Source organism: Streptomyces sp. BK340 (assembly GCF_007827595.1).
GTDB lineage: Bacteria > Actinomycetota > Actinomycetes > Streptomycetales > Streptomycetaceae > Streptomyces.
The window spans coordinates 263,390-288,290 of sequence record NZ_VISR01000006.1 but is presented as its reverse complement, the minus strand read 5'-3'; the positions used below and the strand labels follow the sequence as shown (position 1 = coordinate 288,290).

General features: G+C 71.4%; 24 protein-coding genes. 17 read left to right on the top strand and 7 right to left on the bottom strand.

Annotation, left to right across the window (positions count from 1 at the left end):
* Window positions 1-48 precede the first annotated feature (48 nt).
* Entirely contained in the window at window positions 49-624 is a 576-nt protein-coding gene (locus FB157_RS47295; RefSeq protein ID WP_186581516.1) for a helix-turn-helix transcriptional regulator, read from the bottom strand.
* Between the two features lie 112 nt (window positions 625-736).
* Here FB157_RS47295 and FB157_RS47290 point away from each other — a divergent pair, with 112 nt between their 5' ends.
* Window positions 737-1,189 carry a hypothetical protein gene (locus tag FB157_RS47290; protein WP_186581515.1) on the top strand — a complete coding sequence of 151 codons (453 nt, stop codon included), beginning with the start codon at window positions 737-739 and terminating at the stop codon, window positions 1,187-1,189.
* Between the two features lie 76 nt (window positions 1,190-1,265).
* Window positions 1,266-4,469: a tetratricopeptide repeat protein gene (locus FB157_RS15315; RefSeq protein ID WP_145879903.1), complete on the top strand. Its 3,204-nt coding sequence runs from the start codon at window positions 1,266-1,268 to the stop codon at window positions 4,467-4,469.
* 4 nt (window positions 4,470-4,473) lie between these two features.
* Here FB157_RS15315 and FB157_RS15310 read toward each other — a convergent pair whose 3' ends face one another.
* Together FB157_RS15310 and mca are read right to left on the bottom strand one after the other, a co-directional pair.
* Window positions 4,474-4,707 (bottom strand): hypothetical protein, encoded by a 234-nt coding sequence (locus FB157_RS15310; protein WP_186581514.1) that lies wholly within the window; start codon window positions 4,705-4,707, stop codon window positions 4,474-4,476.
* A complete protein-coding gene (gene mca, locus FB157_RS15305; protein WP_186581524.1) occupies window positions 4,700-5,560 on the bottom strand; it encodes a mycothiol conjugate amidase Mca in 861 nt (286 codons plus the stop codon). The genes FB157_RS15310 and mca overlap by 8 nt, the downstream gene beginning before the upstream one ends.
* Before the next feature lie 123 nt (window positions 5,561-5,683).
* Between mca and FB157_RS15300 the strand changes: the two genes are divergently transcribed.
* Together FB157_RS15300 and greA are read left to right on the top strand one after the other, a co-directional pair.
* Window positions 5,684-6,082 carry a DUF4307 domain-containing protein gene (locus tag FB157_RS15300; protein WP_145879898.1) on the top strand — a complete coding sequence of 133 codons (399 nt, stop codon included), beginning with the start codon at window positions 5,684-5,686 and terminating at the stop codon, window positions 6,080-6,082.
* 171 nt (window positions 6,083-6,253) lie between these two features.
* Window positions 6,254-6,754, top strand: coding sequence for a transcription elongation factor GreA (greA, locus tag FB157_RS15295; RefSeq protein WP_145879896.1), 501 nt, complete (start codon window positions 6,254-6,256; stop codon window positions 6,752-6,754).
* 73 nt (window positions 6,755-6,827) lie between these two features.
* On the opposite strand, the gene FB157_RS15290 is transcribed toward greA, so the two are convergent.
* The 3 genes from FB157_RS15290 to ilvA form a co-directional block, all read right to left on the bottom strand.
* Window positions 6,828-7,685, bottom strand: a complete 858-nt coding sequence (locus FB157_RS15290) for an ABC transporter permease (RefSeq protein ID WP_145879894.1) — start codon at window positions 7,683-7,685, stop codon at window positions 6,828-6,830.
* A complete protein-coding gene (locus FB157_RS15285) occupies window positions 7,682-8,665 on the bottom strand; it encodes an ATP-binding cassette domain-containing protein (RefSeq protein WP_145879892.1) in 984 nt (327 codons plus the stop codon). The genes FB157_RS15290 and FB157_RS15285 overlap by 4 nt, the downstream gene beginning before the upstream one ends.
* Window positions 8,666-8,899: 234 nt before the next feature.
* On the bottom strand, window positions 8,900-10,129 hold the full coding sequence (ilvA, locus tag FB157_RS15280; RefSeq protein ID WP_145879890.1) for a threonine ammonia-lyase: 1,230 nt from the start codon (window positions 10,127-10,129) through the stop codon (window positions 8,900-8,902).
* A 162-nt stretch (window positions 10,130-10,291) separates the two neighbouring features.
* Between ilvA and FB157_RS15275 the strand changes: the two genes are divergently transcribed.
* The 3 genes from FB157_RS15275 (at window position 10,292) to FB157_RS15265 (ending at window position 11,701) form a co-directional block, all read left to right on the top strand.
* Window positions 10,292-10,795: a MarR family winged helix-turn-helix transcriptional regulator gene (locus FB157_RS15275; RefSeq protein WP_186581523.1), complete on the top strand. Its 504-nt coding sequence runs from the start codon at window positions 10,292-10,294 to the stop codon at window positions 10,793-10,795.
* A 130-nt stretch (window positions 10,796-10,925) separates the two neighbouring features.
* The gene (locus FB157_RS15270) at window positions 10,926-11,456 is read left to right on the top strand and encodes a sigma factor-like helix-turn-helix DNA-binding protein (protein ID WP_145879888.1); all 531 of its coding nucleotides are present in this window, start codon (window positions 10,926-10,928) and stop codon (window positions 11,454-11,456) included.
* On the top strand, window positions 11,453-11,701 hold the full coding sequence (locus tag FB157_RS15265; protein WP_145879886.1) for a hypothetical protein: 249 nt from the start codon (window positions 11,453-11,455) through the stop codon (window positions 11,699-11,701). The genes FB157_RS15270 and FB157_RS15265 overlap by 4 nt, the downstream gene beginning before the upstream one ends.
* 7 nt (window positions 11,702-11,708) lie before the next feature.
* Here FB157_RS15265 and FB157_RS15260 read toward each other — a convergent pair whose 3' ends face one another.
* Window positions 11,709-12,863 (bottom strand): cystathionine gamma-synthase, encoded by a 1,155-nt coding sequence (locus FB157_RS15260; RefSeq protein WP_145879884.1) that lies wholly within the window; start codon window positions 12,861-12,863, stop codon window positions 11,709-11,711.
* A gap of 142 nt (window positions 12,864-13,005) precedes the next feature.
* On the opposite strand from FB157_RS15260, the gene FB157_RS15255 reads away from it, so the two are divergent.
* From FB157_RS15255 to FB157_RS15205, 10 genes are all read left to right on the top strand, one after another.
* The gene (locus FB157_RS15255) at window positions 13,006-14,124 is read left to right on the top strand and encodes a hypothetical protein (protein ID WP_145879882.1); all 1,119 of its coding nucleotides are present in this window, start codon (window positions 13,006-13,008) and stop codon (window positions 14,122-14,124) included.
* Window positions 14,125-14,320: 196 nt separating this feature from the next.
* Entirely contained in the window at window positions 14,321-15,961 is a 1,641-nt protein-coding gene (locus FB157_RS15250) for a M48 family metallopeptidase (RefSeq protein WP_145879880.1), read from the top strand.
* Window positions 15,962-16,034: 73 nt separating this feature from the next.
* Window positions 16,035-17,126: a hypothetical protein gene (locus tag FB157_RS15245; RefSeq protein WP_145879878.1), complete on the top strand. Its 1,092-nt coding sequence runs from the start codon at window positions 16,035-16,037 to the stop codon at window positions 17,124-17,126.
* 77 nt (window positions 17,127-17,203) lie between these two features.
* Window positions 17,204-17,875, top strand: a complete 672-nt coding sequence (gene msrA / locus FB157_RS15240) for a peptide-methionine (S)-S-oxide reductase MsrA (protein ID WP_145879876.1) — start codon at window positions 17,204-17,206, stop codon at window positions 17,873-17,875.
* A gap of 503 nt (window positions 17,876-18,378) precedes the next feature.
* Window positions 18,379-18,732, top strand: coding sequence for a DUF6247 family protein (locus tag FB157_RS15230; protein ID WP_145879874.1), 354 nt, complete (start codon window positions 18,379-18,381; stop codon window positions 18,730-18,732).
* Window positions 18,729-19,001, top strand: a complete 273-nt coding sequence (locus FB157_RS15225; RefSeq protein WP_145879872.1) for a hypothetical protein — start codon at window positions 18,729-18,731, stop codon at window positions 18,999-19,001. The genes FB157_RS15230 and FB157_RS15225 overlap by 4 nt, the downstream gene beginning before the upstream one ends.
* Window positions 19,002-19,647: 646 nt before the next feature.
* Window positions 19,648-20,271 carry a DUF6230 family protein gene (locus FB157_RS15220; RefSeq protein WP_145879870.1) on the top strand — a complete coding sequence of 208 codons (624 nt, stop codon included), beginning with the start codon at window positions 19,648-19,650 and terminating at the stop codon, window positions 20,269-20,271.
* Window positions 20,272-20,390: 119 nt separating this feature from the next.
* Window positions 20,391-20,753, top strand: coding sequence for a DUF6114 domain-containing protein (locus FB157_RS15215; protein WP_186581513.1), 363 nt, complete (start codon window positions 20,391-20,393; stop codon window positions 20,751-20,753).
* Between the two features lie 69 nt (window positions 20,754-20,822).
* Window positions 20,823-22,100 carry an ATP-binding protein gene (locus tag FB157_RS15210; protein WP_145879868.1) on the top strand — a complete coding sequence of 426 codons (1,278 nt, stop codon included), beginning with the start codon at window positions 20,823-20,825 and terminating at the stop codon, window positions 22,098-22,100.
* A 325-nt stretch (window positions 22,101-22,425) separates the two neighbouring features.
* Entirely contained in the window at window positions 22,426-24,846 is a 2,421-nt protein-coding gene (locus tag FB157_RS15205; RefSeq protein ID WP_261386324.1) for a SpoIIE family protein phosphatase, read from the top strand.
* Window positions 24,847-24,901 lie beyond the last annotated feature (55 nt).

Here is a 24,901-nt window from a genome sequence, read left to right as displayed (position 1 = left end):
GGAGCTTCGTCGGCCGGCAACCCGCTGATGCCGCACCGCCCGGAGGGCTCACCCATCCGTCTCCGCCACGGGCTCCGGCACCGCATAGAAACGCATCGACACCGGGCGCGCACCCTCCGGGGCGTCCTCACGGAGGTGGCCGTGGCGGTCCAGCAGGGCGTGGTACTCCCGCATGAAGGCGAGGAGTTCGTCCCTGGTCATCCAGGTGCCGTTCCGCTGCACCTGCGCCCACCCCTCCGGCCCCCGGTACTCCTGGTGGGCGCGGCGGAAGAGGGCGGTGTCGACCTCGATCTTGAGATGGGCGAGCTGTTCCGCGGCCGCGTACTCCTCCGGGGACATCGCGGCCGGGTCGGGTGTGGTGTGACTGAAGGGCAGCGCCCGCCACCAGCGCTCACGCCCCCCGGACTTCTCAGGGATCTCCTCGATGAGCCGCTGCTCGGCGAGTTTGCGCAGGTGGTAGCTGGTGGTGCCGGAGCTCTCGCCGAGTTCGCGGGCCAGCACGGTGGAGTTCGCCTCGCCGTGCCGGCCGAGGTAGTCGAGGATCCGGCGGCGCAGCGGGTTGCCCAGGGACTTGTAGAGAGCGGTGCGCTCAAGGCTGGTCATCTCGGGCATGCCGTCGGTCATGCGGCCACCGTAACCCTGAGAACCCTGAGACGTCCCTGACATCTGCCGAATTTTCTTTGCAGAATTTTCTCTGCGGTCTACGGTGGGGGCAGACGACGAAACGGGGGCCGCGATGAGGACAGCACTGACGACGACGCTCAAGAGGTGGACTCTGATCCTGCTCGGGACGGGGGCCGTTCTGCTCGTGCCGTGGACGGTGGTGCTCGCCCTGACCCTGCCGGGCAGCACGGAGGTACGGCACTGGTCGCTGGCCTGGATCGGCCTCGACGTCCTCATGGCGACGGGCTGCGCGGCAACGGCCCTGCTCGGTCTGCGCGCCGACCCCCGGGCCCGCCTCACGGCCGCGGCGACGGCGGCGACTGCGGTGCTGGACGCGTGGTTCGACGTGACGACGTCCCGGTCGGGCGGCGACCTGGTGATGGCACTCGGGTGTGCGGTGGTGGAGACCGCACTGGCAGGGGCGTGCGTGGCCATGGCACTGTCGGAGCCCAGGAAGCCGGACGAACAGCCGAATTCGGCCGCACACAAGGGAGTTGCCCCTACGAAACCCTCACCGGCCCCCTGATCTCCGCCCCTCGCGTTCCCGGCGTACCCGAAGGACACTCGTAGGCAGAGGAGTTGCCACCGGAGGGGGACGGGACATGCGCGACAGCCACCGGGCGGAGGCCGAGCGGCTGCTGGGCCGGGCCGTGGAGGAGGAGGTACGGCGCTCCGGCGGACGGGCCGACGCGCAGCTGCTCCTGTCGCGGGGACGCGGCGCGCTGGACGCCATGGCACAGACCGCCGCCGAGGAGTACGGGACCTACACGCGCGCGCTCGACGAGGCCGACGCCGGCCGCCTCACCTTCGGCCAGCGCTACGCACGCGAGGGCGCCGGAACGGCCCTGCTGGTGGCGGGCGTTGCCGCGGTGGCCGCCGCCGTCGCCGACCTGTCCCTCGGCACCGGCACGGGTACGGCCGTCGGCGCGGGTGTCGCCGTGGGCGTGGCGGGAGCCGCGGCCACCGTGCTGAAGGTGGCCGGCTCCCACCTGCCCGCCGCCCACCATCGCGCGGGCGAGGCCGGCCAGCCCGGCGGCCCGGAGCAGCTGCGGCTGCAGTGGCTGACCGCGCTGGAGGTGCGCGGCATCCGCCCGTTCCTCGACCAGCAGCGGGTGCTCAGCACCTCCATGGGTCCGAAGAAGCCGGGCGGCCCGGCGCTGCGCGGTGCGGACAAGAGCGCGGCGGCCCGCAGGCGCACGGTGCTGGAGCAGTCGTTCGGTCAACTGCCCGAGCCGGAAGGTCCGTTCGCGGGGCGCCGGCAGGAGCTGGCGCGGATCAGGCAGTGGGCGCAGTCGGCCCGGGCGGCCACCGAGACCCGGCCGACGGTGGTCGTGCTGCACGGAGAGCCTGGCTCCGGCCGTACGACACTCGCGGTCCGTGCGGCGCACGACCTCAGGGACCACTTCCGCGGCGCGGTCGTCGTGGACCTGCGCGGCGGCAGCCGGGAGGAGCCGCCGCTGCCCACCCGGGACGCCCTGCTGCACCTGCTCAACCGGCTCGGCGCGCCCCGCGAGCAGCTGCTGTTCCGGGAACGCTCCTCCCCCGACCAGCAGGTCAAGCGGCTCGGTGAGCTGTACCACCGGCATCTGACCGGCCTGCCGGTGACGATCGTGCTGGACGACGCCTCCGACCCGGAGCAGGTGCGCGCGCTGGTGCCGGAGCACTCCGACAGCCTGGTCCTGGTCACCGCCCGCACCCCGCTGGAGCTGCCCGCGGACCTGGTGGCCTGGGTGCACCAGCTGCCGGTCGAGGCACTGGACGCGGCGGGTGCCGAGGAGCTGCTGGGCACAGCAGCGCAGGACGCGTCGGGACCGTACGACTCCGAATCCACCGACCTGATCCGGCAGTTGTGCGGGAGCCTGCCGCTGGCGCTGCGTGTCGCGGGCTCGTCACTGGGCCCGCGCTCACCGCGGCAGCTGGCCACGGATCTCGGCGCGTACGGCCCGGTCGAGCCGGTGGAGCGGGTGCTGTGGCTGCGCTACACCGACCAGTCGGAGACGGCGCGCCGGCTGCTGAGGAGGCTGGCGCTGGCCGGGCGGGCCTCGCTGGGCGCCGCGGCGGCCGCCGCGCTGCTGGCCACCGACGAGCCGGAGGCGACCCGGCATCTGGCCGCGCTCGCCCGGGCCGGTCTGATCGACCATGTGCGCGGCAGCCGCTACCGGCTGCACGACCTGGTGCGTGCCTTCGCGCAGGCCCGGCTGCTGGACGAGGAGGACCCGGCCGAGCGCACGGCCGCGCAGGAGCGGCTGATCGTGAACTACGCGGAGCTGGCCGACTCGGTACTACGGCTGGTCGACGGCAACATGTCGACGCGCTCGGACCGGTTCGGCCCGCACGGCTTCACCTCGCTCGACGAGGCGCTGCGCTGGCTGGACGACGAGTCCAGCTTCATCACGGCGACCCTGCGGCACGCGGACGGCGTGAACCAGGCGGCCGTGCTGAACCTGCTCGGTGCCCTGTGCGACTACTGCCTGCTGCGCGGGGACCTTTACCGGCTGGGCGAGATCAGCGAGCTGGCCCAGGCCGTCGACGAGGGCCTGCTGGTGCGTTCCGTGCAGTGGCGCACGGGTATCGCGGCCCGTCATCTGGGCGAGCTGGACAAGGCGCGCACCACGCTCGCCTCGGTCGTGGACCTCTACCGGCAGGCGCACCACGACGCGGGCGCCGCCCGCGCCCTGTGCTCCCTCGGGATCACCCTGCACCACCAGGGCAACCTCACGGAGGCGGCCGCCAAGCTCCAGGAGGCCCTGGACCTGCAGGCGGCCGAGGAGCTGGCGACGGACCGTGCCTGGACGATGCACGCGCTGGCGGCGGTCCAGCGCGACCGCGCCCGGCTGTCGGAGGCTCTGGACCTGCTCACCCGCTCCCTCGTGCTGCACCGCGAGGGCGGCTCCCTCCACGGCGAGGCCTGGGCCCACTTCCAGCTCGGCCAACTGGCCCTGCGGATGGGTGACGTGCCACGCGCGGAGACGGAGCTGCGGGCCGCCCTGGAGCGGTACCGCCGTACGCACGACGCGCGCGGCGAGGCCTGGGCGCTGACCCAGCTGGCCCGGGCACGGCTGGTCGACGGCGACGCGTCCCCCGCCGTGGAGGGCCTGCGCCAGGCGGCGGCCAGGCACCGGGACAACGAGGACGCGCGGGGCGAGGCCTGGACGCTGTACTACCTCGGCCAGGCTCTGGAGGAGACCGGCGAGCTGGACCGGGCGGTCCGCGATCTCGAACGCTCCCGGCAGATGTTCTCCCGGATGCGCGACGTCTACGGCCTGGCCTGCGCCCGGCACCACTCGGCCCGGGCCACCCGGGACCAGCGGGCCGCGCAGACCGGCTCGCTGCGCAACTCGGGCTTCGCCCGCCAGCTGCTCGTGGACGCCCGCGCCGACTTCCAGCGCATCGGCGTCGCCCACGGCGAGGCCTGGACCTGTCTGGAGCTGGCGGTGGTGGACGCGGGCAACGCCCGGATCCCGCAGGCGCTGGCCCTGTGCGACGAGGCGCTGACCCTGTTCACCTCCTACGGCGACCGGCGCGGCGAGGACTGGGCCCGCTTCCTGCGCTGCACCCTGCTGCCGTACGCGGCGCCGGGCGGGGTGGACGTGGGGACGGCCGTCGCCCAGGAGGAGCTGGCCCGGCTGGCCCGCGCCACGCATCCGCTGCGGGACGAGAAGCTGGCCGAGTGGGTGCCGGCCTACGCCCTGCTGCTGGAGCGGGGCGTGAGCCTGGAGGCGGGCTGGCAGGCCTGGCGGCTGCGCATGACGCCGGACCGCCACGCCCGGGAGGTGATGGGAGTGGCGGTTCCGGTCGGGCGCTGAGCGGTCAGCCCCGCTGTTCCGTGGAGTCGGCCGTCTTCTCGGCCCCGGCGTCCGGGGACTCCGTGAAGGCGACCTTCTGCATGTGCTTGTTCATCGACTTCATCAGACCCCACACGGCCAGGGCCAGCATCGCGAAGACGATGAAGCCGAGGACGCCGGGGGTGACCTTGTTCTCGTCGACCTCCTTGGCGAGGGGGACGAGGTGCGTCAGTGCCAGGCTTGCGCTCATGTCAGGCATTGTCGCGGATGCCCGCGAAGAGGTCGTCCTCGGGGAGGGAGGTGTCGACGAGCGACTTCGCCAGCTCGTACTCCTCCGTCGGCCAGACCGCCTTCTGCAGCTCCAGCGGCACCTTGAACCAGCCGCCGTCGGGGTCGATCTGCGTGGCGTGGGCGATCAGCGCCTTGTCGCGGATCTCGAAGAACTCCGCGCACGGGATGTGCGTGGTCAGCGTGCGCTCGGTGCGCTCGAACTCCTTCCAGCGCTTGAGCCACTCCCCGTAGGGCGAGTCCAGACCGCGGTCGAGCATCGCCTGGTGCAGCGCCTCGGTGCGGGGCCGGTTGAAGCCCTGGTTGTAGTAGAGCTTGAACGGCTGGTAGGCCGGGCCGTACTCGCTCTCGGGGTACTTCTCGGTGTCCGACGCGCCCTCGAACGCCACCATCGAGATCTTGTGGGTCATGATGTGGTCGGGGTGCGGGTAGCCGCCGTTCTCGTCGTAGGTGGTGACCACCTGCGGGCGGAACGAGCGGATCTTCCGGACGAGCTCACCGGCCGCCTTGTCCACGTCCTCCAGGGCGAAGCAGCCCTCGGGCAGCGGGGGCAGCGGGTCGCCCTCGGGCAGGCCGGAGTCGACGAAGCCGAGCCACTCCTGCTTGATCCCGAGGATCTCGCGAGCCTCGTCCATCTCCTTCTTGCGTACCTCGTGGATGTGCTCCTCGATGTACTTGTCGCCCTGCAGCTTGGGATTGAGGATGGACCCGCGCTCTCCGCCCGTGCAGGTCACCACCAGCACGTCCACCCCCTCGGACACGTACTTCGCCATGGTCGCCGCGCCCTTGCTCGACTCGTCGTCGGGGTGCGCGTGCACGGCCATCAGTCGCAGCTGGTCAGTCAAGACTCGATCCTCGTATGTCGGCGCCCCCGCGTCTTGGGGTGCGTTCGGCGGCTTCTATAGTGACCGAATCGGGGGGCGAATAATTCCGCGGAGAGGACGATCATGAGCACGGCGAGCGCGCGGCTGCCCGAGGGCCGCTACGGCCGTTCCTCGGACGAGCGTGCCGACCGCAAGCTCAAGATCATCGGTGCGGCTCTGGGCGCGGCCCTGCTCGCACTCGTCGGCTACTTCGCCTACCACTACGTCGCGCAGAACGAGATCAGCGCCCAGGTGATCACCTTCCAGGCCTCGGACGACGCGGTCGAGGTGCATCTGGAGGTGCACAAGGACTCCGGCGCCGACGGCTACTGCACCCTGCGATCCCAGTCGGCGGACGGTGCCGAGGTGGGCCGGGCGGACTTCCGCTTCACGGGTCCGGCCACGCGCATCGACAAGGTCGTCACGCTCCGTACGACGGCCAAGGGGACGACGGCCGAGCTGCTCGGCTGCCACGCCGGCTGATCCTTCACTCGCAATGCATACACCCTGAGCTGCATTGATGAGATTCTGGTGGCATATGTCCTCCCCCTTCCGCCGTTGAATTGTTAGGCTCGTGGTTTCGCCCATCCAAGAAGGAACATTCTTCTGGGTAGGGCGATGCTTTGTATTCCCAGTACCGACGAGGAGCACCCTGTGACCCAGACCAGCGAGAACGTCACCTGGCTGACCCAGGAGGCGTACAACAAGCTCAAGGACGAGCTTGAGTACCTTACTGGTCCTGCGCGCACGGAGATCGCCGCCAAGATCGCGGCCGCGCGCGAGGAGGGCGACCTGCGCGAGAACGGCGGGTATCACGCTGCCAAGGAGGAGCAGGGCAAGCAGGAGCTTCGTGTGCGCCAGCTGACCCAGCTTCTGGAGAACGCCCAGGTGGGCGAGGCTCCGGCCTCCGCGGACGGCGCCGTCGCGCCCGGCATGGTCGTCACGATCGCCTTCGACGGTGACGAGGACGACACGATGACGTTCCTGCTCGCCTCCCGCGAGTACGCGAGCGCCGACATCGAGACGTACTCGCCGCAGTCCCCGCTGGGTGCCGGCGTGATCGGCCACAAGGTCGGCGAGGACGCGGAGTACGAACTGCCGAACGGCAAGAAGGCCTCGGTGCGGATCCTCAAGGCCGATCCGTACTCGGCCTGATCCCACCCACCGCTTCGGCCCGCGCCCCCGGCGTCCGCGTGATCCGCGTGACACCGGGGGCGCAGCCATGCCGTCAGGCGGTCGCCGAGCGGTACTTGCGGACGGCCAGGGTGCGGAAGACGACGACGATCAGCACCGAGTAGAGCAGCGAGGCCCAGACCGGGTGTTGCATGGGCCAGGCCGTCGAGTCGGACTGGCCGGGGCTGCCGAACAGCACCCGGGCCGCCTGGACGGTGGCGCTGAACGGGTTCCACTCCGCTATGTGGCGCAGCCACGGGGTCATGTTGCTGGTGTCGACGAACGCGTTCGAGATGAAGGTCACCGGGAAGAGCCAGATCAGTCCGCCGGAGGTGGCCGCCTCCGGGGTGCGGACGGTCAGGCCGATCAGGGCGCCGATCCAGGTGAACGCATACCCGAGCAGAAGCAGCAGGCCGAAGGCCGCGAGGACCCGGCCGGCGTCGGTGCCGTGATAGGTCCCGACCTGCCAGCCGACCAGGAGCGCCACGACGGCCAGGACCAGCAGGGTGAGAGCCGTCTGGACCAGGTCGGCGAGGGTGCGGCCGGTGAGCACCGCGCCGCGTGCCATGGGCAGGGAGCGGAATCGGTCGATGAGCCCCTTGTGCATGTCGTCGGCGATGCCGGCGCCGGAACTGGCGGTGGCGAAGGTGACGGTCTGCGCGAAGATGCCGGCCATCAGGAAGTTCTTGTAGTCGATCGCGCTGGTGCTGCCGTCGATCTTCATGGAGCCGCCGAACACGTAGGTGAACAGCACCACGAACATGATGGGCTGGATCAGCCCGAAGATCAGCATTTCGGGGATCCGGGACATCCGGATCAGGTTGCGCTTGGCGACGATCAGCGAGTCCCGCAGGGACCGGCCGATGGGGTTGCCGGGAGCCGCGGCACGCACGGCGTCGGTGACGGCACTCACTTCACGGCCTCCTTGCCGTTCGTCTCGTCCTGGTCGGTGCGCTCGGCCACGTGTCCGGTCAGGGACAGGAAGACGTCGTCGAGGGTGGGGCGGCGCAGTCCTATGTCGTCCATCTCGATCCCGCGGGTGTCCAGCTCCCGGATGACCTCGGCAAGCAGCTTGGCGCCGCCGCTGACGGGGACGGTGAGCCTGCGGGTGTGCTCCTCGACCGTGGTCTCCCCCTTGCCGAAGCCCCGCAGGATCTCCAGAGCGGTCCGGATGTGCTCGCGCTCGTGCACCACGACCTCGACGCGCTCGCCGCCGGTGCGGGCCTTGAGCTGGTCGGAGGTGCCCTTGGCGATGACCCGGCCGTGGTCGACGACCGCGATGTCGTGGGCGAGGTGGTCGGCCTCTTCCAGATACTGAGTCGTCAGCAGCAGCGTCGTACCGCCGGAGACGAGCCGTTTGATGACCTCCCACAGCTGCTGGCGGTTGCGCGGGTCGAGGCCGGTGGTCGGCTCGTCCATGAACATCACGGGCGGTGAGACCACGAGGGCGGCCGCGAGATCGAGTCGGCGGCGCATGCCTCCGGAGTAGGTCTTGGCGGGGCGGTCGGCGGCGTCGGCGAGGTTGAACTGCTCGAGCAGCTCGGATGCGCGCGCTCTGGCCGCCCGGGCCCTCATCTGGTAGAGCTGCCCCACCATCTGGAGGTTCTCCCGGCCGGTCAGATACTCGTCGACCGCCGCGAACTGACCGGACAGGCCTATGGAGCGGCGCACGGTGTCGGGGTGCTTGAGGACGTCCACCCCCGCGACGACCGCCCGGCCGCTGTCGGGGCGCAGCAGTGTGGTCAGGCATCGCACCGTCGTCGTCTTGCCGGCGCCGTTCGGCCCGAGCAGGCCGAGGACCGTGCCCTCGGGGACATCGAGGTCGACGCCGTCCAGTGCCCTTACGTCACCGAAGGTCTTCACCAGACCTTCGGCATAGATGGCGCCTGGCATGTGAGTCTCCACGTCGTCGGGGATCGTTCGGGAAGGGGTGGGGGGTTACGGAAAGGCTGGGTTTGTCCGCTCGGCGCCACCCAGTCTTTTTCCACCAGGGGCTTTCCGTGCGCGAACCGGCGGACAGGCGGCCGGCGGACCGGCAGCCACGCGACACACCATAACGCGATGTATCGCGTCTCTCAATGGTTTTTCCCCGAACGAGTGACCGCCTGCTCCGGGCCCCGGCCGGCCTCAGCCGATGACCGTGTAGCCCGCCTCGCCCAGGGCCTGGCCGACCTCGGCGCAGTGCGCCGGTCCCTTCGTCTCGAGGTGCAGCTCCACCTCCGCCTCCGTGAGCCCGAGCCGGGGATCGGTGCGTACGTGACTCACGTCGAGGACGTTGGCGTCGACCGCTGACAACACCCCGAGGAGCGTGGCGAGGGCGCCCGGACGGTCGGTCAGCCGCAGCCGGACGGCGAGGTAGCGGCCCTGCGCCGCCATGCCGTGGCGCAGCACCCGCTGCAGCAGCACCGGGTCGACGTTGCCGCCGGACAGCACCGCGACGACCGGGCCGGGGAAGGCGCCGGGCTCGCCGAGCAGAGCCGCGACCGGGCTCGCCCCGGCCGGTTCCACGACCAGCTTGGCCCGCTCCAGACACAGCAGCAGCGCGGCCGACAGCTGGTCCTCGCTGACCGTGCGCACCTCGTCCACCAGTTCCTCGATGATCCCGAACGGCACGAGGCCGGGCCGCCCGACCCTGATGCCGTCGGCCATCGTCGCCGGATGCTCCACCGACACCGGCCGGCCGGCCGCGAGCGAGGGCGGGTAGGCCGCCGCGCCCTCCGCCTGCACCCCGACGATCCGCACGTCCGGCCGCAGCGCCTTCACCGCGACCGCGATGCCGGCCGCGAGCCCGCCGCCGCCGATGCCGACGACGATCGTGCGCACCTCCGGGCACTGCTCCAGGATCTCCAGGCCGACCGTGCCCTGACCTGCGATGACGTCCGGGTGGTCGAAGGGGTGGATGAACACAGCGCCTGTCTGCTCCGCGTACTCCTGGGCGGCGGCCAGCGTCTCGTCGACCACCTGACCGTGCAGGCGCACCTCGGCGCCGTAGTCCCGGGTCGCGCTGATCTTCGGCAGCGGGGCACCCTCCGGCATGAACACGGTGGCGTGCACCCCGAGCAGCGCGGAGGCGAGCGCCACGCCCTGTGCGTGGTTCCCGGCGCTCGCGGCCACCACCCCGGCGGCACGTTCCTCCGGCAGCAGACCGGCGATCCGGATGTAGGCGCCGCGCAGCTTGAACGAGCCGGTCCGCTGCAGGTTCTCGCACTTGAAGTGCACCGGCGCGCCGACCAGCTGGGACAGGTGGCGGCTGCCCTCCATCGCCGTCACACGTGCCACACCGGAGAGCATCTTCTGGGCTCCGCGCACGTCGTCGAGGGTGACGGAGCGCAAGGAGTCAGCCGTGCCGTAGCTCATGACTCAAGTCTCGCAGTTCACGCTCGCACACGGCGGGTGTGACCAAGCTCCGAGACCGGTTTGGTCCGCGCCGGTACGGCCCGCCCCCGGGCCGCGTACCCTGTCCCCCAACCCAGCAGCCCTTCATGAAGCGAGCCTCCGGCCATGCCCACAACACCTGAAATGTCGATGGACATGACGACCGTCGGTGACACCGGTCTCCTCGACACCCTCCAGCACGAGGTGGCGGTGTTCGCCCGCCGTGCCGAACAGACCCGGCTCGGCGGCGTCGGACAGGTGCGCAACTCCATGGACCGCGCCGCGTACCTGCTGCTCAACCGCCTCGACAAGGAAGGCCCGATGGGCGTCAAGGCGCTCGCCGCGAGCATGGGGATCGACTCCTCCACGGTCACCCGGCAGGTGGCCCCGCTGGTCGACACCGGGCTCGTCAAGCGCACCTCGCACCCGGAGGACGGGCGGGCGGTGGTGCTCCAGCTGTCGCCGCGCGGGTCCTCGCGGCTGGAGGAAGTGCGTTCGTCGCGGCGTCAGTTGATGGCCGAGCTGACACACGACTGGGCGCCGGAGGAGCGCGAGCAGTTCTGCACGCTCCTCACACGCTTCAACACCGCGCTCTCCTCGCGGATGGCGGTCCAGGTGCCGTCCGCGGAGCAGTCGCCGGCGTCCTGAGGCCGGCCGCACTGGTGCCGTCCCGAGTCTTGACCTTGGGCCGTCACTGGCCTCATATGAGACCGGGTCCTGCGTCGTGCGCGGTTCACCTGTCCCGTACCGGACAGGACCTCCTCAGGGGGGAGGCGCGGTGCGTGATCGGCAGGCATCCCGTGCTGCCCGTCGGGCCCGGGAGTTCGAGGCGTTCGTCGCGGGCGCGGCAGGCCGCCTGCTGCACACCGCCACGCTGCTCACCGCGGAGGCGCCGGACGCCAACCCGCGCGCGCGGCGCCTGCTGACGCTGGCGCTCGCCCACACCTACGCCGGCTGGGACCGGCTGCACGGCGACGACCCCTACGACTGCGCCCGCCAGTACCTGGCCGCCCGGTTCCAGCGCGGGGCCTGGCACCACTACGGCGCCGTCGGCCGCGCCCGGCCGCATCCGCGCAGCCCGCTCGTCGAGCTGAACCCGCAGGAACGGCTGGTCCTGGTGCTGCGGATGTACGAGGGCGTCGCCGAGGAACAGGCGGCGGCCCTGCTCGGTCTGCCGGTCGAGCGGGTGCACTCGATCTGCGACCGGGCCACGGCCACCGTGCTGCATCCGGCGCCCGTGTCGGCCGCCCCGCGCGCGGCGAGGGCGACACCGTCCTGGGCCTCACGGCCCGCCGGGAGGCCCAGGTGAACCGCCCCCAGCGGGAGGCCGCCGTGCGGCGGATCCTGGAGCAGACGCCGGCACCCCTGCCGCCGGACCTGTACGGCGAGGCCGTGCGCCGCGGCGACCGCATGCTGAGCCGCCGGCGGCTCGCCCGCCGCCTGTGGTGGCTGCTGCTGTGCGCCGCGGCGGTGGCGTTCACCGTCTGGGCGGTGCACGTCCATCCCTGGGTGGAGCCGCCCTCGCAGACGACTCCACCGGTCACCGGCTGGTGACGCGGGACTAGCCGAGCGCCTGCTGCAGGTCCTCCAGCAGGTCGTCGACGTTCTCGATACCCACGGACAGGCGCACCAGGTCGGCGGGGACCTCCAGGGCGGAGCCGGCCGCGGAGGCGTGCGTCATCCGGCCGGGGTGCTCGATGAGCGACTCGACGCCGCCGAGCGACTCGCCGAGGGTGAACACCTTGGCGCGGTTGCAGACCTCGACCGCGGCCTCCTCGCCGCCGTCGACCTGGAAGGACACCATGCCGCCGAACGCCTTCATCTGCTTGGCCGCGACCTCGTGGCCGGCGTGCTCGGGCAGGCCCGGGTACAGGACGCGGGTCACGCGCGGGTGCCGGGTCAGCATGTCGGCGATCCGCGTGGCGTTCTCGCTGTGCCGGTCCATGCGCACCGCGAGGGTCTTGGTGCCGCGCAGCACCAGCCAGGAGTCGAAGGGACCGGCGACGGCGCCCATCGCGTTCTGGTGGTAGGCCAGCTCCTCGCCCAGCGCCTGGTCGGAGACGATCAGCGCACCGCCGACCACGTCCGAGTGGCCGCCCATGTACTTGGTCAGGGAGTGCACGACGACGTCCGCCCCGAGCGACAGCGGCTGCTGGAGGTAGGGCGTGGCGAAGGTGTTGTCGACGACGAGCCTGGCCCCGGCGTCGTGGGCGATCTGGGCGACCGTGGCGATGTCGGTGATGCCGAGCAGCGGGTTGGAGGGGGTCTCCACCCACACGGCCTTGGTCTTCGGGGTGATGGCGGCCCGCACGGAGGCCGGGTCGCTGGTGTCGGCGACGGACCACTCCACGCCCCACCGGCTGACGACCTTGGCGAAGAGGCGGAAGGTGCCGCCGTAGGCGTCGTTCGGGATCACGACGTGGTCGCCGGGGCTGAGCAGCGTGCGCAGCAGGGTGTCCTCGGCCGCCAGGCCGGACGCGAAGGCGAGGCCGCGGCGGCCGCCCTCCAGCGCGGCGAGGTTCTCCTCCAGGGCGGTCCTGGTCGGATTGGCGCTACGGCTGTACTCGTAGCCGCCGCGCAGGCCGCCGACGCCGTCCTGCTTGTAGGTCGAGACCTGGTAGATCGGCGGGACGACCGCGCCGGTGAGGGGATCCGCGGTGTTGCCCGCGTGGATCGCGAGAGTCTCGAAGTGCTGACTGATGTGCCTGTCGCTCATGTCCACCGAGCGTAGTGCGCCCGACCGGATGCTGGCGTCCGCACACGGGCACCGAGGTTGTCCACACACGAGCATCGAGGTTGTCCACAGGCCCGGCGGGCGGGGTTGGCCAATTGTCGGCGGCGTCTGGTTCGCTGGAGGCATGTCGATTCTCTGGCTGCTCATGGCGCTGGTCCTGCTGAGCTTCGTGCTGCTCCCGATCATCCGGCGCAGGCGCGGGGCCATGGGGCTGGTGTCCCCCGGCCACCCGGACGCCGCCGACCCGGCGGACTACGGCTTCGTGCGCGAGGAGGAGCTGGACGTGCGGATGCCCGGTTCCGACCAGGACCTGCTGAACGTCCTGGAGCTGGTGCAGCGCACGCAGGACTACCGCGCGGCGGCCCAGCTGCTGGCCGGCACCGAGGCCGAGGGCGAGGCGCGCTGGCAGCGGGTGCAGGCCTTCGCCGGTGCGGCGGCGCTGGAGCTCGCACAGCGGCCGGGCGGGGTGCACGAGACGCCGGGCGGGCAGTGGCTCAGGGTGTGGCGGGCCGAGCAGCCCAAGGACGCGGGCGGCGCGGCGGTGCACGCCGAGTTCCTGGTGCAGCAGGCGTGGCGGACGTCGACGCCGGGCACGGACGACTTCCGCATCATCATGGAGGAGGCCAGGCAGGCCTGCGCGCAGGCGGCCCTGCTCGCCCCCGGCGACCCCGTGCCGTACATCGTCGAGCTGTCCGTCGCCCGCGGCCTCGCGTATCCGCAGCCCGAGTTCGAGAAGCTGTGGCTGAACATCGCGGACCGCACGCCGAACCACATGGGCGCGCACCTGGCCGCGCTGCACTACTGGTGCGAGAAGTGGCACGGCTCGCGCGAATTGGCCTACGCGTTCGCCGAGGCCGCGGCGGCCCGCGCGCCCGAGGGCTCGCTGCTCGCCGCACTGCCGCTGTTCGCGGTCTTCGAGCACATCCCGGAGGTGAACCTGGTCGTGAGCTTCTACCAGAGCGAGGTCGTCACCAAGGCGATGCACGGCGCGCTGCACGCGGTGCACACGGCCCGCCCCGACGACCCGATGCTCGCGCACGTCCGCCATCTGCTCCTCTTCTTCCTGGTCCGCGCCGAGCGCTGGGCGGAGGCCATGGACCAGCTCGTACACGTCGACGGCCATGTGGGCGCGCTGCCCTGGACGCTGTCCGACGACCCGGCCGCAGCCTTCGCCGTCCACCGCGCGCTGGCGGTGGCGGGCTACGAGGCCAACGGAGGCAGCCCGGCGACCCTGCCCGGCTGACCTGCCGGACCTCCTTGGATCAAGTGGATTGCCCTGCTGACCTGCGGTAGGGCATACTCCGCATGCTCCGAGTTTGCTCTTGCTTTGCCTTGAGCCGGCTCCGGGCGTGCTCCGAGTCCCCCCACACTCACCGGCAGCACCGTGGCCCGGTGTTTGCCATGTCCATGTCACTGAGTCCTGTGGGGGGACGTGCCCGATGGGCGCAACTCTGCGCGCGCTGCGCGCCCTGGTCCTGCTGTCCGGCTTCTATCTGCTGAGCCTGCTGCTGCTCGCGGTGCTGGTCGGTGCCGACGTCGCCGCGTTCGGCTGGGGACTGCGCGGCCCGGCCGCGTTCAAACTCCTCCTCGTCACCGCGGTGCTCGCCGTCCCCGTCGTACGCGGCATGTTCATGCTGCGCACACCCCGGGGCGAGGAGCCGGCCGGTATCCCGGTCACCGAGGCCGACGAGCCCCGGCTGTGGGCGCTGGTCCGTGACCTCGCGGCGGCGACCGGCACCCGCGCACCCGACCGGATCCTGCTCACCGCCGACGTCAACGCGGCCGTCAGCGAGGAGTCCCGCTTCCTCGGCCTGCTCCCCGGCCCGCGCCGCCTCTTCCTCGGCGTGCCGCTGCTGACCGGTCTCACCGAGGCGCAGCTGCGCGGCGTACTCGCCCACGAGTACGGCCACTTCACCGGCGGCGACACCCGGCTGTCCGCGCTCGTGGTACGCGGCCGGGTGCAGATCGCCCGGGTCATCGGACAGTTCCATGCCAAGGCCGACGGCAAGGTGGCCGCCGAGCGCGCGCGTCAGGAGCAGGCCTCCGCCAAGCGGGTCGCGAAGGGCAGGAAGGCGAAGCGGATCGACACCGCCGGAGCCGGGGCGACGTACCGGACGATGGCGAAGATCTACACCGCCTACGGCAAGCTCTACCTGCGCGCCTCCCTGTCCACGGCCCGCGCCCAGGAGTACGCGGCCGACCTGGCCGCCGCCCGGATCGCCGGGCGCGACGCGACCGCGTCGGCGCTGCGCGAGATCCCGGTCCTGGCCGAATCCCACGAGTTCTACCTCGACTCCTACGCCACCCTGGGCCTGCCGGCACGGCTGCTGCCGCCGCACGGCGAGTTCTTCGGCGGCTTCGGCCGGCTGCTGACCGCCCGGGAAGAGGAGCTGGCCGAGCTGCGGGCCGAGCTGGCGGCCGCGCCTGTCTCGCCGTACGACTCCCATCCGCCGATCGCCGAACGGGTGCGCCGGATCGAGGAGTTGCCCTCCGACGGGCGCACCGAGGAGGCCACGGACGCGGCCCTCGCCCTGCTCACCGACCCGCAGCGCACCCTGGCCGCGTTGGAGGACACCGCCCTGACGGACGAGGTGCTCGCCTTCCGGCGCACCGCCGAGTGGCCGGAACTGCTGAACGCCTCCATGGCCGAGAACTTGTCCTCCGCGCGCACCCCGCTGCACGAGGCGCTCACCGACTACACCGGGCAGCCCGCGACGCTGTCCGCGCTGCTGGACGTCATCGACGACGGCCGGCTGTGGCGGCTGGCGGAACGGCTGCCGCTGTCCGAGGAAGCGGCAGCCGCGAAGGGCCGGGCCTTCCGCGAGTTCGTCCGGCCCCGGCTGCAGTGGATGCTGCGGACGATGGTGCTGGCCGAGTTCAGCGCGCGTTCACTGCTGCAGTGGGAGTTCTCCTGGTCCCGCGAGGCCGTCGTCCGGCTGCCCGGCTGGGTCTCGGAGAACACCCCGGACGACGACCCCAAGGCCGCGCTGGAAGCGGCCGTGGAGGCGGCGCTCGCCGACCACCCCGACACCGCACCACTGCGGGCGCTGCTGCCGCCGACGGCGGCACAGCCCGCGTGAGCGACGCCGCCCGTTCGACGCTCCCCACGCCTCCCCCTCGCCTCCCCCTCGACGAAACGGACCGCGCCCTCCCATGACCGTGCTGCTCTGGATCCTGGCCGTACTGGCCGTCCCCACGCTGATCTTCGTGGTGTGGATCGCCGGGGTGTTCCTCAAGGAGTACTTCAACCCGAGCCCCGACGACGGCACCGAGGCCGCGCAGGCCGCCGAGAAGCTCGGTCTGCTGCCCGCCGAACGGCAGAACACGGACCACCCCGCCCCGCTGCCCGCCGACTGGGCCGCCGCCCTCGACGCGGTGCGCCGCGGTGACCGGGAGCCCGCCGCCGAGGCGCTGCGCACCGTCGGCCGGGACTGGGAGCGCCGCACGACCCTCGTCGGCCACCTGGCCACGCTCGCCGCCAAGGACGACGAGTGGCTGCTGGCCTGGGAGGCCGCGCACCCCGAGGACCCGGACGCGGCCGTCGTCCGGGCACAGAGCACGGTGTACCTCGCCTGGGAGCTGCGGGGTGCGAAGACGGCCGAGTACACGACGCGGGAACAGGCCCAGGGCTTCCACCGCACGCTGGCGGGCGCACGCGAGGAGATCGCGCGGGCGGCCGCCCTCAATCCCGACGACCCCACGCCGTACGTCGCGGAGATCTGGGTGGCGCTCGGTCTCGGGTACTCCAACGCCGAGATGGACAAGCTCTGGGCGGAGATCACGACCCGCGCCCCGCACCACTTCGGGGCCCATTTCTCGGCTCTCCAGTACTGGTGCGCGAAGTGGCGGGGTTCGCAGCAGCTGGCGTTCGGCTTCGCCGAGCGTGCGGCCGCCGAGGCGCCCCTGGGCAGCCTGCTGACCGCGCTGCCGCTCATCGCGCACTTCGAGCACGACGAGTCGACCGACACCGCGGCCGACAACACGCCCGAGATGGTCGCCAGGGTCGACGCGGCCCTCACGGACGCGGCGGCCGCCGACCCCGCCCACCCGGGCCTGGCACAGCTGCGTCACCTGCTGGCGTTCTACCTCCACCTCCAGGACCGGCACGAGGCGGCACTGGAGCAGTTCAAGCTGGTCGACGGGCATGTGAAAGCGCTGCCGTGGAGCTACCGGGGCGAGGGAGCCGCGGCGTACTACTGCCAGGTCCGCAACGACACGGTGCGGGCGGTGACCGCGGAGGCCTGACCGGAATGCGGCGCAGGGCCGGGCCGTTGCACCACGTGCCGGGCCGGCCCCGCCTTCCAGACCGACAGGGAGACCTCATGCTCTTCGGCCGCTCACCCCAGCTGCCCACCCCCGAGCAGGCGCTCAAGGGCCGTGACCGGCCCGCCTACACGGTCCCCGAGCACCACAGTGTCCTCGGCACCCCGCTCCTCGGCCCCTACCCCGAGGGTCTGGAGTTCGCCGACTTCGGCCTGGGCTGCTTCTGGGGCGCGGAACGCAGGTTCTGGCAGCTCCCCGCGGGCGTGTGGACCACCCTGGTCGGCTACCAGGGCGGCCGCACCGAGCACCCCACGTACGAGGAGGTCTGCTCGGGCCTGACCGGCCACACGGAAGTCGTCCGTGTGGTCTTCGACCCCGGGGTGATCTCCTACGACCGCCTTCTGAAGACCTTCTGGGAGTCCCACGACCCGACCCAGGGCTTCCGCCAGGGCAACGACGTGGGCACCCAGTACCGCTCGGCGATCTACACCCACACCCCGGCCCAGGCGGCCACGGCCGAGGCCTCCCGCACCTCCTACCAGAGCCGCCTGACCTACTGCGGCCACGGCACGATCACCACGGAGATCCTCCCCGCGCAGGGCCGCACCTTCTACCCGGCCGAGGCCTACCACCAGCAGTACCTTTCGAGCAGCAAAAACCCGGGTGGGTACTGCGGCCTGGGCGGGACGGGCGTGTCCTGCCCGATCGGTGTGGCGTCGGCTGAGGGATGAGCAGCGACCTCGACAGGGACCTCCTGTCCGCACTATGGCAGCGCCAGTATTCGAAAGGGTCTCCCATCGCCCACGAACTGCGCACTGCCTACGGCGACCGTTGGGTGCGTTTCCACAGCCTGCCGGGCTCGAAGCGCTACCCGGAGACCGAGGACGAGAGCCATCGGGGAGCGACCGGCCACTCCCCGATCGAGAGCTGGCACCAGCAGTACCTGGACAAGACCCGGCAGGCTACTGCGGCTCGGGCGGGACGGGGGTCAAGCTAAGTACCCCGTTCGGGACGAACTTGGGGGCGTCTTGCCCGACTGGTGTCGCGCCCGCCCCGGACGTCACGGGCGAGTGAACCGCCCCGAGCGCCGGACGGGGCCGGGTTGCCCACCGTAGGCGGGACGAGCGGCAGGTAGGAGCAGTATCGCTTCTCCCTCACTCGTTCGAGCGGTGCAAAAGTGATCCTGGCCGATACGCTGACGCTCGGGATCAGAATCGCGCCCATGGGAGCAGCCATGACCACCTCCACCGCTGGGCAACCGCTCATCCCCCAGCCCCCGGCCACGGTTGCGGCGCTGCGGCAGGCCATCAGTCAGATCGCGCCTGCCTCACTACCGGCCTTCACCCGGGAGCTGGATCAGGCGGCCGACCAGTCCCGGCAGGGCTCCGATCTGGCGCCGCTCCAGCGGTTCGTGACCCAATGGGCCGTCTACGTTCACATTCAGCGCCAGCCCGAAATGGCGGCAGACCTCCGCCGCTGGGAAGACGCCGCCGAATCAGGCGACGCCGCCCAGGCGCTGCAGGCCGCCTCGCAGATCGGGCGGATCCTGGACGCGGCCCACGCGGCCATCGGCCTCCCCACCCGGTGAGCGTGGACTGGCGCTGGAAGTACGACCCTGACCACGACCACGTGACGGGTGGCGTCCCCGTTCACGTAGTGGCGGAAGTGGAGCGTCTGGCCACCCAGCTCGTCGACCTTGCCGGCATGGGCATCGATGTCAGCGACCTCGGCAACGGTCCCCGGCCAGGTGGTCTGCGCCGTATGGATGCCGCGGGCGGATGGTTCTACTTTCTGGTGGCGCCGCGTGAGCCGTTGATCATCATTGTGCGCATCGTGCCGCCGTTCGACGCACTGTAGCCGTCGGTCTCGCAGAGATCTGGCGGAAGTTGAGGATCGCGTTCGCGTCGCACGAGAAGCGCAGTACATCGCGAGGCGGATCCTCGCGGACAACACGGAGCTCAGCGGCCACAAGGTACTCCTACTCCGCCTCGACGAGCTGGTAGGCGAGGCAACGGCAGTGGCCGAGCGCACGACGACGGAGCTTGTAGAGGAGCCGGTGTGCCGCCACTGCGGGTCCTCGATCATGCGTGTGGGCGATTCCACCTGGTGGCACGATGCAGCCCCACCCATGTCACGGGGATGCCGAGCAGCAAGCTTCGACCGCGACGGCGACTGGGACGGCAGCCTCGACCGCGCGTGGAAAGCGACACCGCCGAAGAACAGACGCTGACACCCAGGGTCATCAGCTTGCCCAACGGGTCACATGGCAGCACAGGCTCGCCGGTACGGGCGTGTCCTGCCCGGTCGGCGTGGCCGGGGCCGAGGGCTGACCCCCCGGGTGTCATCACCCGAAGAGCCGAGCGACAAGGGCGTCACCCGCACGGCGGCCCCGGCGTGCAGCCGATCGCCTCGACCGGCAGCCTAGGATCCGTCACTGGGCAGCGAGGAAATCATCCGCTTCGTCCAGGTAGAGGCGGCTCGCGCCATGACCGAAGGAGACGGGATGTCGCCCCGTGTCGGCAGAACCCGCTGGCGGCGTTTTGCGACAGTCCTGGTACCCAGCGTCGCAGCCTGCGCCGCCCTGGGCATCGCCATGGGACAGGGGGTACTGGCCGCCTCGTTCCTCATCTCCGGCAAGAGGTTCCAGGTCAGCGCGGACACGCTGACCGCCCGCGGGTTCAGCGCGTACGGCATGGTGGACGTGACCAGGAAGGGCGAGCACGTGCCGGTGCTGGTCACCGGAGCCCGGTACTCGACGATCAGCGAGCTGTGCCAGTCCGTGCTGGTCGAGGTCCCGGTGCTGGGCGAGCAGACGCTGAGGCTCACCGGCGGAGACGATCGACCGGTCGAGGCATCGAACCTGTTCCTCGACACGACGTTCCAGTCGGCCGGGCAGGCGGATTTCAGGGGCCTGGAGCAGGGCATCGCGCAGGGAGAGATCACCAAGGGGCCGGTCAATCCGGGCGACAGGAACTCGCGGTTCTTCGACCCCGACGGCTTCGGGCAGCAGGCCACGTCGGTCACCCTGACCGACGTACGCCTGACCGCGGTCGCGCTCACCGCCGGTACGTTCAACATCCCCGGCCTGCGCGTTCAGCTCGAGAACGGCCGTCACGAATGCTTCTGATTCCCCGGCGGGCGGTACCTGCCGAACGCCCCCGACCGCGCGTCGTCGCAGCACGGGCCCGGCACAGATTCAGGACCTGGCGTGGTGAACGTCCCTTCTGGGCGGGGTTCTTCACCCTGGTGGCGGGACTGCCCATCCTGTACTGGCCGTACGCGAATCTGGAGCTGGGCGGAATTCCGCTGGCCCTGGCGACCACGTCCGGTGCCGGAGCCCTGATCATCGGAGTCCTGCTCATCTCCCTGGGGCTCACCCTCTGGTACCACCCGCACCTTCGCGTGTTCTCCGGGATCGCCGCTCTCCTGCTCACTCTCATCTCCTTCCCCGTCGCGAATCTCGGCGGCCTCTTCCTCGGACTGATCAGTGGTCTGGTCGGCGGCTCGCTGGCCTGCTCCTGGGCCCCCGTCGCCACCGAACCCCAGTCGGCGCCGGCGGACTGCGCGTCCACGGCGGTTCCGGCAGGAGAGAGCCCGCGGGGCAGCTGACCGCCGGGTTCGTCGCCGAACGCCCTGGCTGGGATAATGAGACTCCCCCGCCTGCTGAGGGTGGTGACCATGCCCGCCTGGCATTTGCGCGACTATCACGACGACGATCTCGACCAGGCCATTCAGATCTGGGACCAGAGCCGCCGGGGCGGCGAGGACCGGGTGTTTCCCGTGTCCGAGGTCATGGCCGCGGCCAAGGGCGGTCAGACGGCGGTCGTCGCAGTGGTCGGGGACGAACTCGTGGGCATGGCCGTGGCCCAGGCGCACGGCAAGCGAGGGTGGATCCTCCTGGTGGCGCTCGCCTCCCGTTGGCGCGAGCGCGGGATCGGCAGCGCACTCCTCGCCGAGCTGGAGCGGCGCCTGCGAGCGCTGGGCACGCGCCACATCAGCGCGCTGCTGCCCGCCGGTGCCGCCGGGACGAAGGCCCTGGAGAACTCCGGCTACGGGTTCCGCGACGACCTGACCTACTTCGAGAAGCTCGAACCTCCCGGAACCGCCAACGCCGACGTTCTCGCGGCGCTGGGCGGTCGCATGCTCCCGGAGGGGCTCTGGGACGACATGGCCGGCATGGAGCGCGAGAAGCAAGTGGTCGAACGCCGTGTCGTGCTCCCGCTGACGGAGCCCGCGCTGGCCGACCGTTACGGTGTCGCCCCGCCCAAGGCGATCATCCTGTTCGGCCCCCCTGGCACCGGGAAGACCAGCTTCGCCAAAGCGGTCGCCTCGCGGCTCGGCTGGCCTTTCGTGGAGCTCTTTCCGTCCCGGCTCGCAGCCGACACGAGCGAGGGGCTGGCCGCGGCGCTCCGGGAGGCCTTCGCGGATCTGGCGGAACTGGACTCGGTGCTGCTCTTCATCGACGAGGTCGAGGAGATCGCCGGCGTGCGGTCCGGAAAAGCCGTCGACCCGGGGCACGGGGTGACCAACGAGCTGCTCAAACTGATCCCCGGTTTCCGCGAGCACGACGCGCGGCTGCTGGCCTGCGCCACCAACTCCGTGCGGTCGCTCGATCCGGCCTTCCTGAGGCCGGGCCGGTTCGACTACGTCATCCCCATCGGGCCGCCGGACCCGACCGCCCGCGCGGCGATCTGGACCCGCTATCTCAGGGCCGCCGGTGATGCGGTGGACCTCACCCGACTGGTCGAGGCCAGCGAACTGTTCACCCCTGCCGACATCGAGTTCGCCGCCCGCAAGGGCGCGCAGGCGGCGTTCGAGCGTGAGGTCGTGGAGCGCAGGGGCCGGCCGGCCGGGACCGACGACTACATGACCGCCATCGCCGACACCCGGCCGACGCTCACCGCGCAGGCGATCAAGGAGTTCACCGAGGACATCGAGAAGTACAGCCGCCTCTGAGAGCCCGGCCCCGGTCGTCGCCGTCGGGCCGGGCCGGACGAGCCGGCCGGAAGGAAGATGCCGGCCTGCGCGAGTGGCTCGCCGAGGAGCCCGGCCACGGCGGGGATCCGGCTGCCTCGGCCTGGGCGGCACGGGCGTGACCTGCCCGAACGGTGTGGCCGAGGCCGAGGTCCGGTGCCGCCGGGCGGGATGCGGAACCTGATCCCCGGCCCGGCACGACGGTGTCCTTGCGCCCGGGTCCGCCGATGGCGTCGGTCGCGGACGGACTCCGTGGGGAGGAACATCGGAGTCACGGAGGCAGGTGGTGGCTATGGGGACGCCGTCGATGCATTTCAGCGAGAGTCCGGAGGATCCGTTCGCCATCGGGCACGGTGCCTCGGCCGTGCTCGACGACCGAGGCACCGTGGTCGCGTGGAGCACACGTGCGCAGGAGTTGCTCGGCTATCCGGCCAAGGAAGTGCTGGGACGGGCGTGGCAGGACCTCCTGGTCGACGCCCGTGACCTGCCGGTCGTGCGGTCCGTCGTCGTGGAAGCCGTGAAGGCTGGGGGGTGGTTCGGTGTCCTGCCCGTCCGGCACCACGACGGACACCGTCTGGAGATGGGTTTCCGGGCCCGTGCGGTCACCCGGGAGGGGGGCGGTCAGGAGTGGCTCCTGGTCGGTGCTCCTGCCGCGGAGGTCATCGCCTGGCAGCGGGACCGTGCGCTGCTGGACGGCCTGTACCGGCGGTCCCCGATCGGTCTGGTCACCTACGGCCCGGACCGGAGAGTGATCAGGGTCAACCGTGCGGTCGCCAAGGCGAGCGGTGTGCCGGCCGAGGCGCCGGTGGGTCACCACCCCCGCGAATTCATGGTCGCCGAGGACGCGGGTCCGCAGGACGAACGGGTGCGGCACGTCCTGGAGACCGGCGAGCCGTTGATCTTCACGGAGCAGTCCGCCCGGGCACGCCACGATCCGGGGCGGGAACGGATCGTGTCCGTTTCGGCGTTCCGCATGGAAGATCCCTCGGGCCGGGTCCTCGGTGTGGCCGAGACGATCGAGGACGTGACCGACCGCCACCGGGCGCAACGCAGGCTCGCCCTGCTGAACGAGGCGAGCGCCCGGATCGGGACCTCGCTGGACGTGGCCCAGACCGCTCGGGAACTCGCCGAGGCGGCCGCTCACGACCTGGCCGACTACTGCTCGGTGGACCTTCTCAAGCCCGTGACACTCGGTGACGAACCAGGCCCCGGTACGGCGGGTCCGCTGGTCCGGGTCGCCCTCTCACCACCGGAGAACCGTGTCCCGTACCAGGAGGGCGACGTGGTCCCGCTGCTTCCGGAATCCCCGCAGGCGCGGTGCCTGACCGAGCGTCGCCCGATTCTCGACGGGCTGCTGTCCCTGCGCCCCGAGTGGTACGCCATGGACCGGCGGCGGATCGAGATCGCCCTGGGCCTCGGTGTTCATTCGATGATCGCGGTGCCCCTGCTGGCACGCGGCCTGGTGCTGGGCGTGGTGAGCCTGTGGCGGTCGCGCACTCCGGAGCCCTTCGAGGACGACGACGCCGCGGTGGCCCAGGAGCTCGCCTCGCGTGCGGCCGTCTCCATCGACAACGCGCGCCGCTTCACCCAGCAGCAGAGCGCCGCGCTGACCCTCCAGCGCAGTCTGCTGCCGAGCGCGGTGTCCGATCTGCCGGCCGTGGAGGTGGCGTGCCGGTATCTCCCGGCCAGCGGTGAACCGGGCATCGGCGGTGACTGGTTCGACGTGATCCCGTTGTCGGGGGCCCGGGTCGCCCTCGTGGTGGGAGACGTGGTCGGCCACGGCATCCACGCCGCGGCCTCGATGGGCCGTCTGCGCGCCGCCGCACGCACCCTGGCCAGCCTCGACCTGGAGCCGGACGAGGTGATGACGGGGCTGGACGATCTGGTCAGCCTGCTGGCCACCGAGCTGGAGGCGAACGCCGACGACAACCGGACGGCGATCGAGCAGGTGGTCGGGGCCACCTGCCTCTACGCGGTCTACGATCCGGTGTCCCAGCACTGCTCCCTGGCACGCGCCGGCCACCCGGCACCGGTGGTGTCCACCCCGGACGGCGAGGTGACCGTGCTCGATCCGCCCGCGGGGCCACCGCTGGGCCTGGGCGGTCTGCCCTTCGAGACATACGATCTGGACCTCCCCGAGGGCAGCCTGCTCACGCTCTACACGGACGGCCTCCTGGAGGCGCGCAACGGCGACATAGACACCGCGCTGGCACACCTGCGCGCATGTCTCGCCCACACCGAGGAGCCGCTGGAAGAGACCTGCCACTCCGTGGTCGACGCGCTGCTGCCCAAGGACCACCTCCCCAGCGACGACATCGCGCTTCTCATCGCCCGCACCCGGGTGCTGCGGCCGCAGAACGTCGCCTCGTGGCAGCTGCCCCTGGAAGCGACCTCCGCCGCCCGTGCCAGGGAGCTGACCACGGCGAAACTGACCGAATGGGGGCTGACCGAACTGGCCTTCACCACCGAGCTGGTCGCCAGCGAGCTGGTCACCAACGCCTACCGGTACGGGTCCGGACCCGTCACCCTGCGCCTCATCCGTACGCACTCCCTGAGCTGCGAGGTGTCCGACACCAGCCACACCTCCCCGCACCTGCGGCGGGCTCTCACCACGGACGAGGGCGGACGCGGGCTCTTCCTGGTCGCGCAGCTCACGGAGCGGTGGGGCACCCGCTACTCCCGCGACGGCAAGACCGTCTGGACGGAGCAGCCGCTGCCGCCCGCATGAACGGACTCGGGTAATTCAGGCGACCGCGGTTGCCGCGTCCTCGTACATTCGCACC

What these genes read in the sequence shown, in the direction of transcription:
- FB157_RS47295 (WP_186581516.1), bottom strand. Translation starts at nt 624, where the DNA reads ATGACCGACGGCATGCCCGAGATGACCAGCCTTGAGCGCACCGCTCTC.
- FB157_RS47290 (WP_186581515.1), top strand. Translation starts at nt 737, where the DNA reads ATGAGGACAGCACTGACGACGACGCTCAAGAGGTGGACTCTGATCCTG.
- FB157_RS15315 (WP_145879903.1), top strand. Translation starts at nt 1,266, where the DNA reads ATGCGCGACAGCCACCGGGCGGAGGCCGAGCGGCTGCTGGGCCGGGCC.
- FB157_RS15310 (WP_186581514.1), bottom strand. Translation starts at nt 4,707, where the DNA reads ATGCCTGACATGAGCGCAAGCCTGGCACTGACGCACCTCGTCCCCCTC.
- mca (WP_186581524.1), bottom strand. Translation starts at nt 5,560, where the DNA reads ATGGCCGTGCACGCGCACCCCGACGACGAGTCGAGCAAGGGCGCGGCG.
- FB157_RS15300 (WP_145879898.1), top strand. Translation starts at nt 5,684, where the DNA reads ATGAGCACGGCGAGCGCGCGGCTGCCCGAGGGCCGCTACGGCCGTTCC.
- FB157_RS15285 (WP_145879892.1), bottom strand. Translation starts at nt 8,665, where the DNA reads ATGCCAGGCGCCATCTATGCCGAAGGTCTGGTGAAGACCTTCGGTGAC.
- ilvA (WP_145879890.1), bottom strand. Translation starts at nt 10,129, where the DNA reads ATGAGCTACGGCACGGCTGACTCCTTGCGCTCCGTCACCCTCGACGAC.
- FB157_RS15275 (WP_186581523.1), top strand. Translation starts at nt 10,292, where the DNA reads ATGTCGATGGACATGACGACCGTCGGTGACACCGGTCTCCTCGACACC.
- FB157_RS15260 (WP_145879884.1), bottom strand. Translation starts at nt 12,863, where the DNA reads ATGAGCGACAGGCACATCAGTCAGCACTTCGAGACTCTCGCGATCCAC.
- FB157_RS15255 (WP_145879882.1), top strand. Translation starts at nt 13,006, where the DNA reads ATGTCGATTCTCTGGCTGCTCATGGCGCTGGTCCTGCTGAGCTTCGTG.
- FB157_RS15250 (WP_145879880.1), top strand. Translation starts at nt 14,321, where the DNA reads ATGGGCGCAACTCTGCGCGCGCTGCGCGCCCTGGTCCTGCTGTCCGGC.
- FB157_RS15245 (WP_145879878.1), top strand. Translation starts at nt 16,035, where the DNA reads ATGACCGTGCTGCTCTGGATCCTGGCCGTACTGGCCGTCCCCACGCTG.
- msrA (WP_145879876.1), top strand. Translation starts at nt 17,204, where the DNA reads ATGCTCTTCGGCCGCTCACCCCAGCTGCCCACCCCCGAGCAGGCGCTC.
- FB157_RS15230 (WP_145879874.1), top strand. Translation starts at nt 18,379, where the DNA reads ATGACCACCTCCACCGCTGGGCAACCGCTCATCCCCCAGCCCCCGGCC.
- FB157_RS15220 (WP_145879870.1), top strand. Translation starts at nt 19,648, where the DNA reads ATGTCGCCCCGTGTCGGCAGAACCCGCTGGCGGCGTTTTGCGACAGTC.
- FB157_RS15210 (WP_145879868.1), top strand. Translation starts at nt 20,823, where the DNA reads ATGCCCGCCTGGCATTTGCGCGACTATCACGACGACGATCTCGACCAG.
- FB157_RS15205 (WP_261386324.1), top strand. Translation starts at nt 22,426, where the DNA reads ATGCATTTCAGCGAGAGTCCGGAGGATCCGTTCGCCATCGGGCACGGT.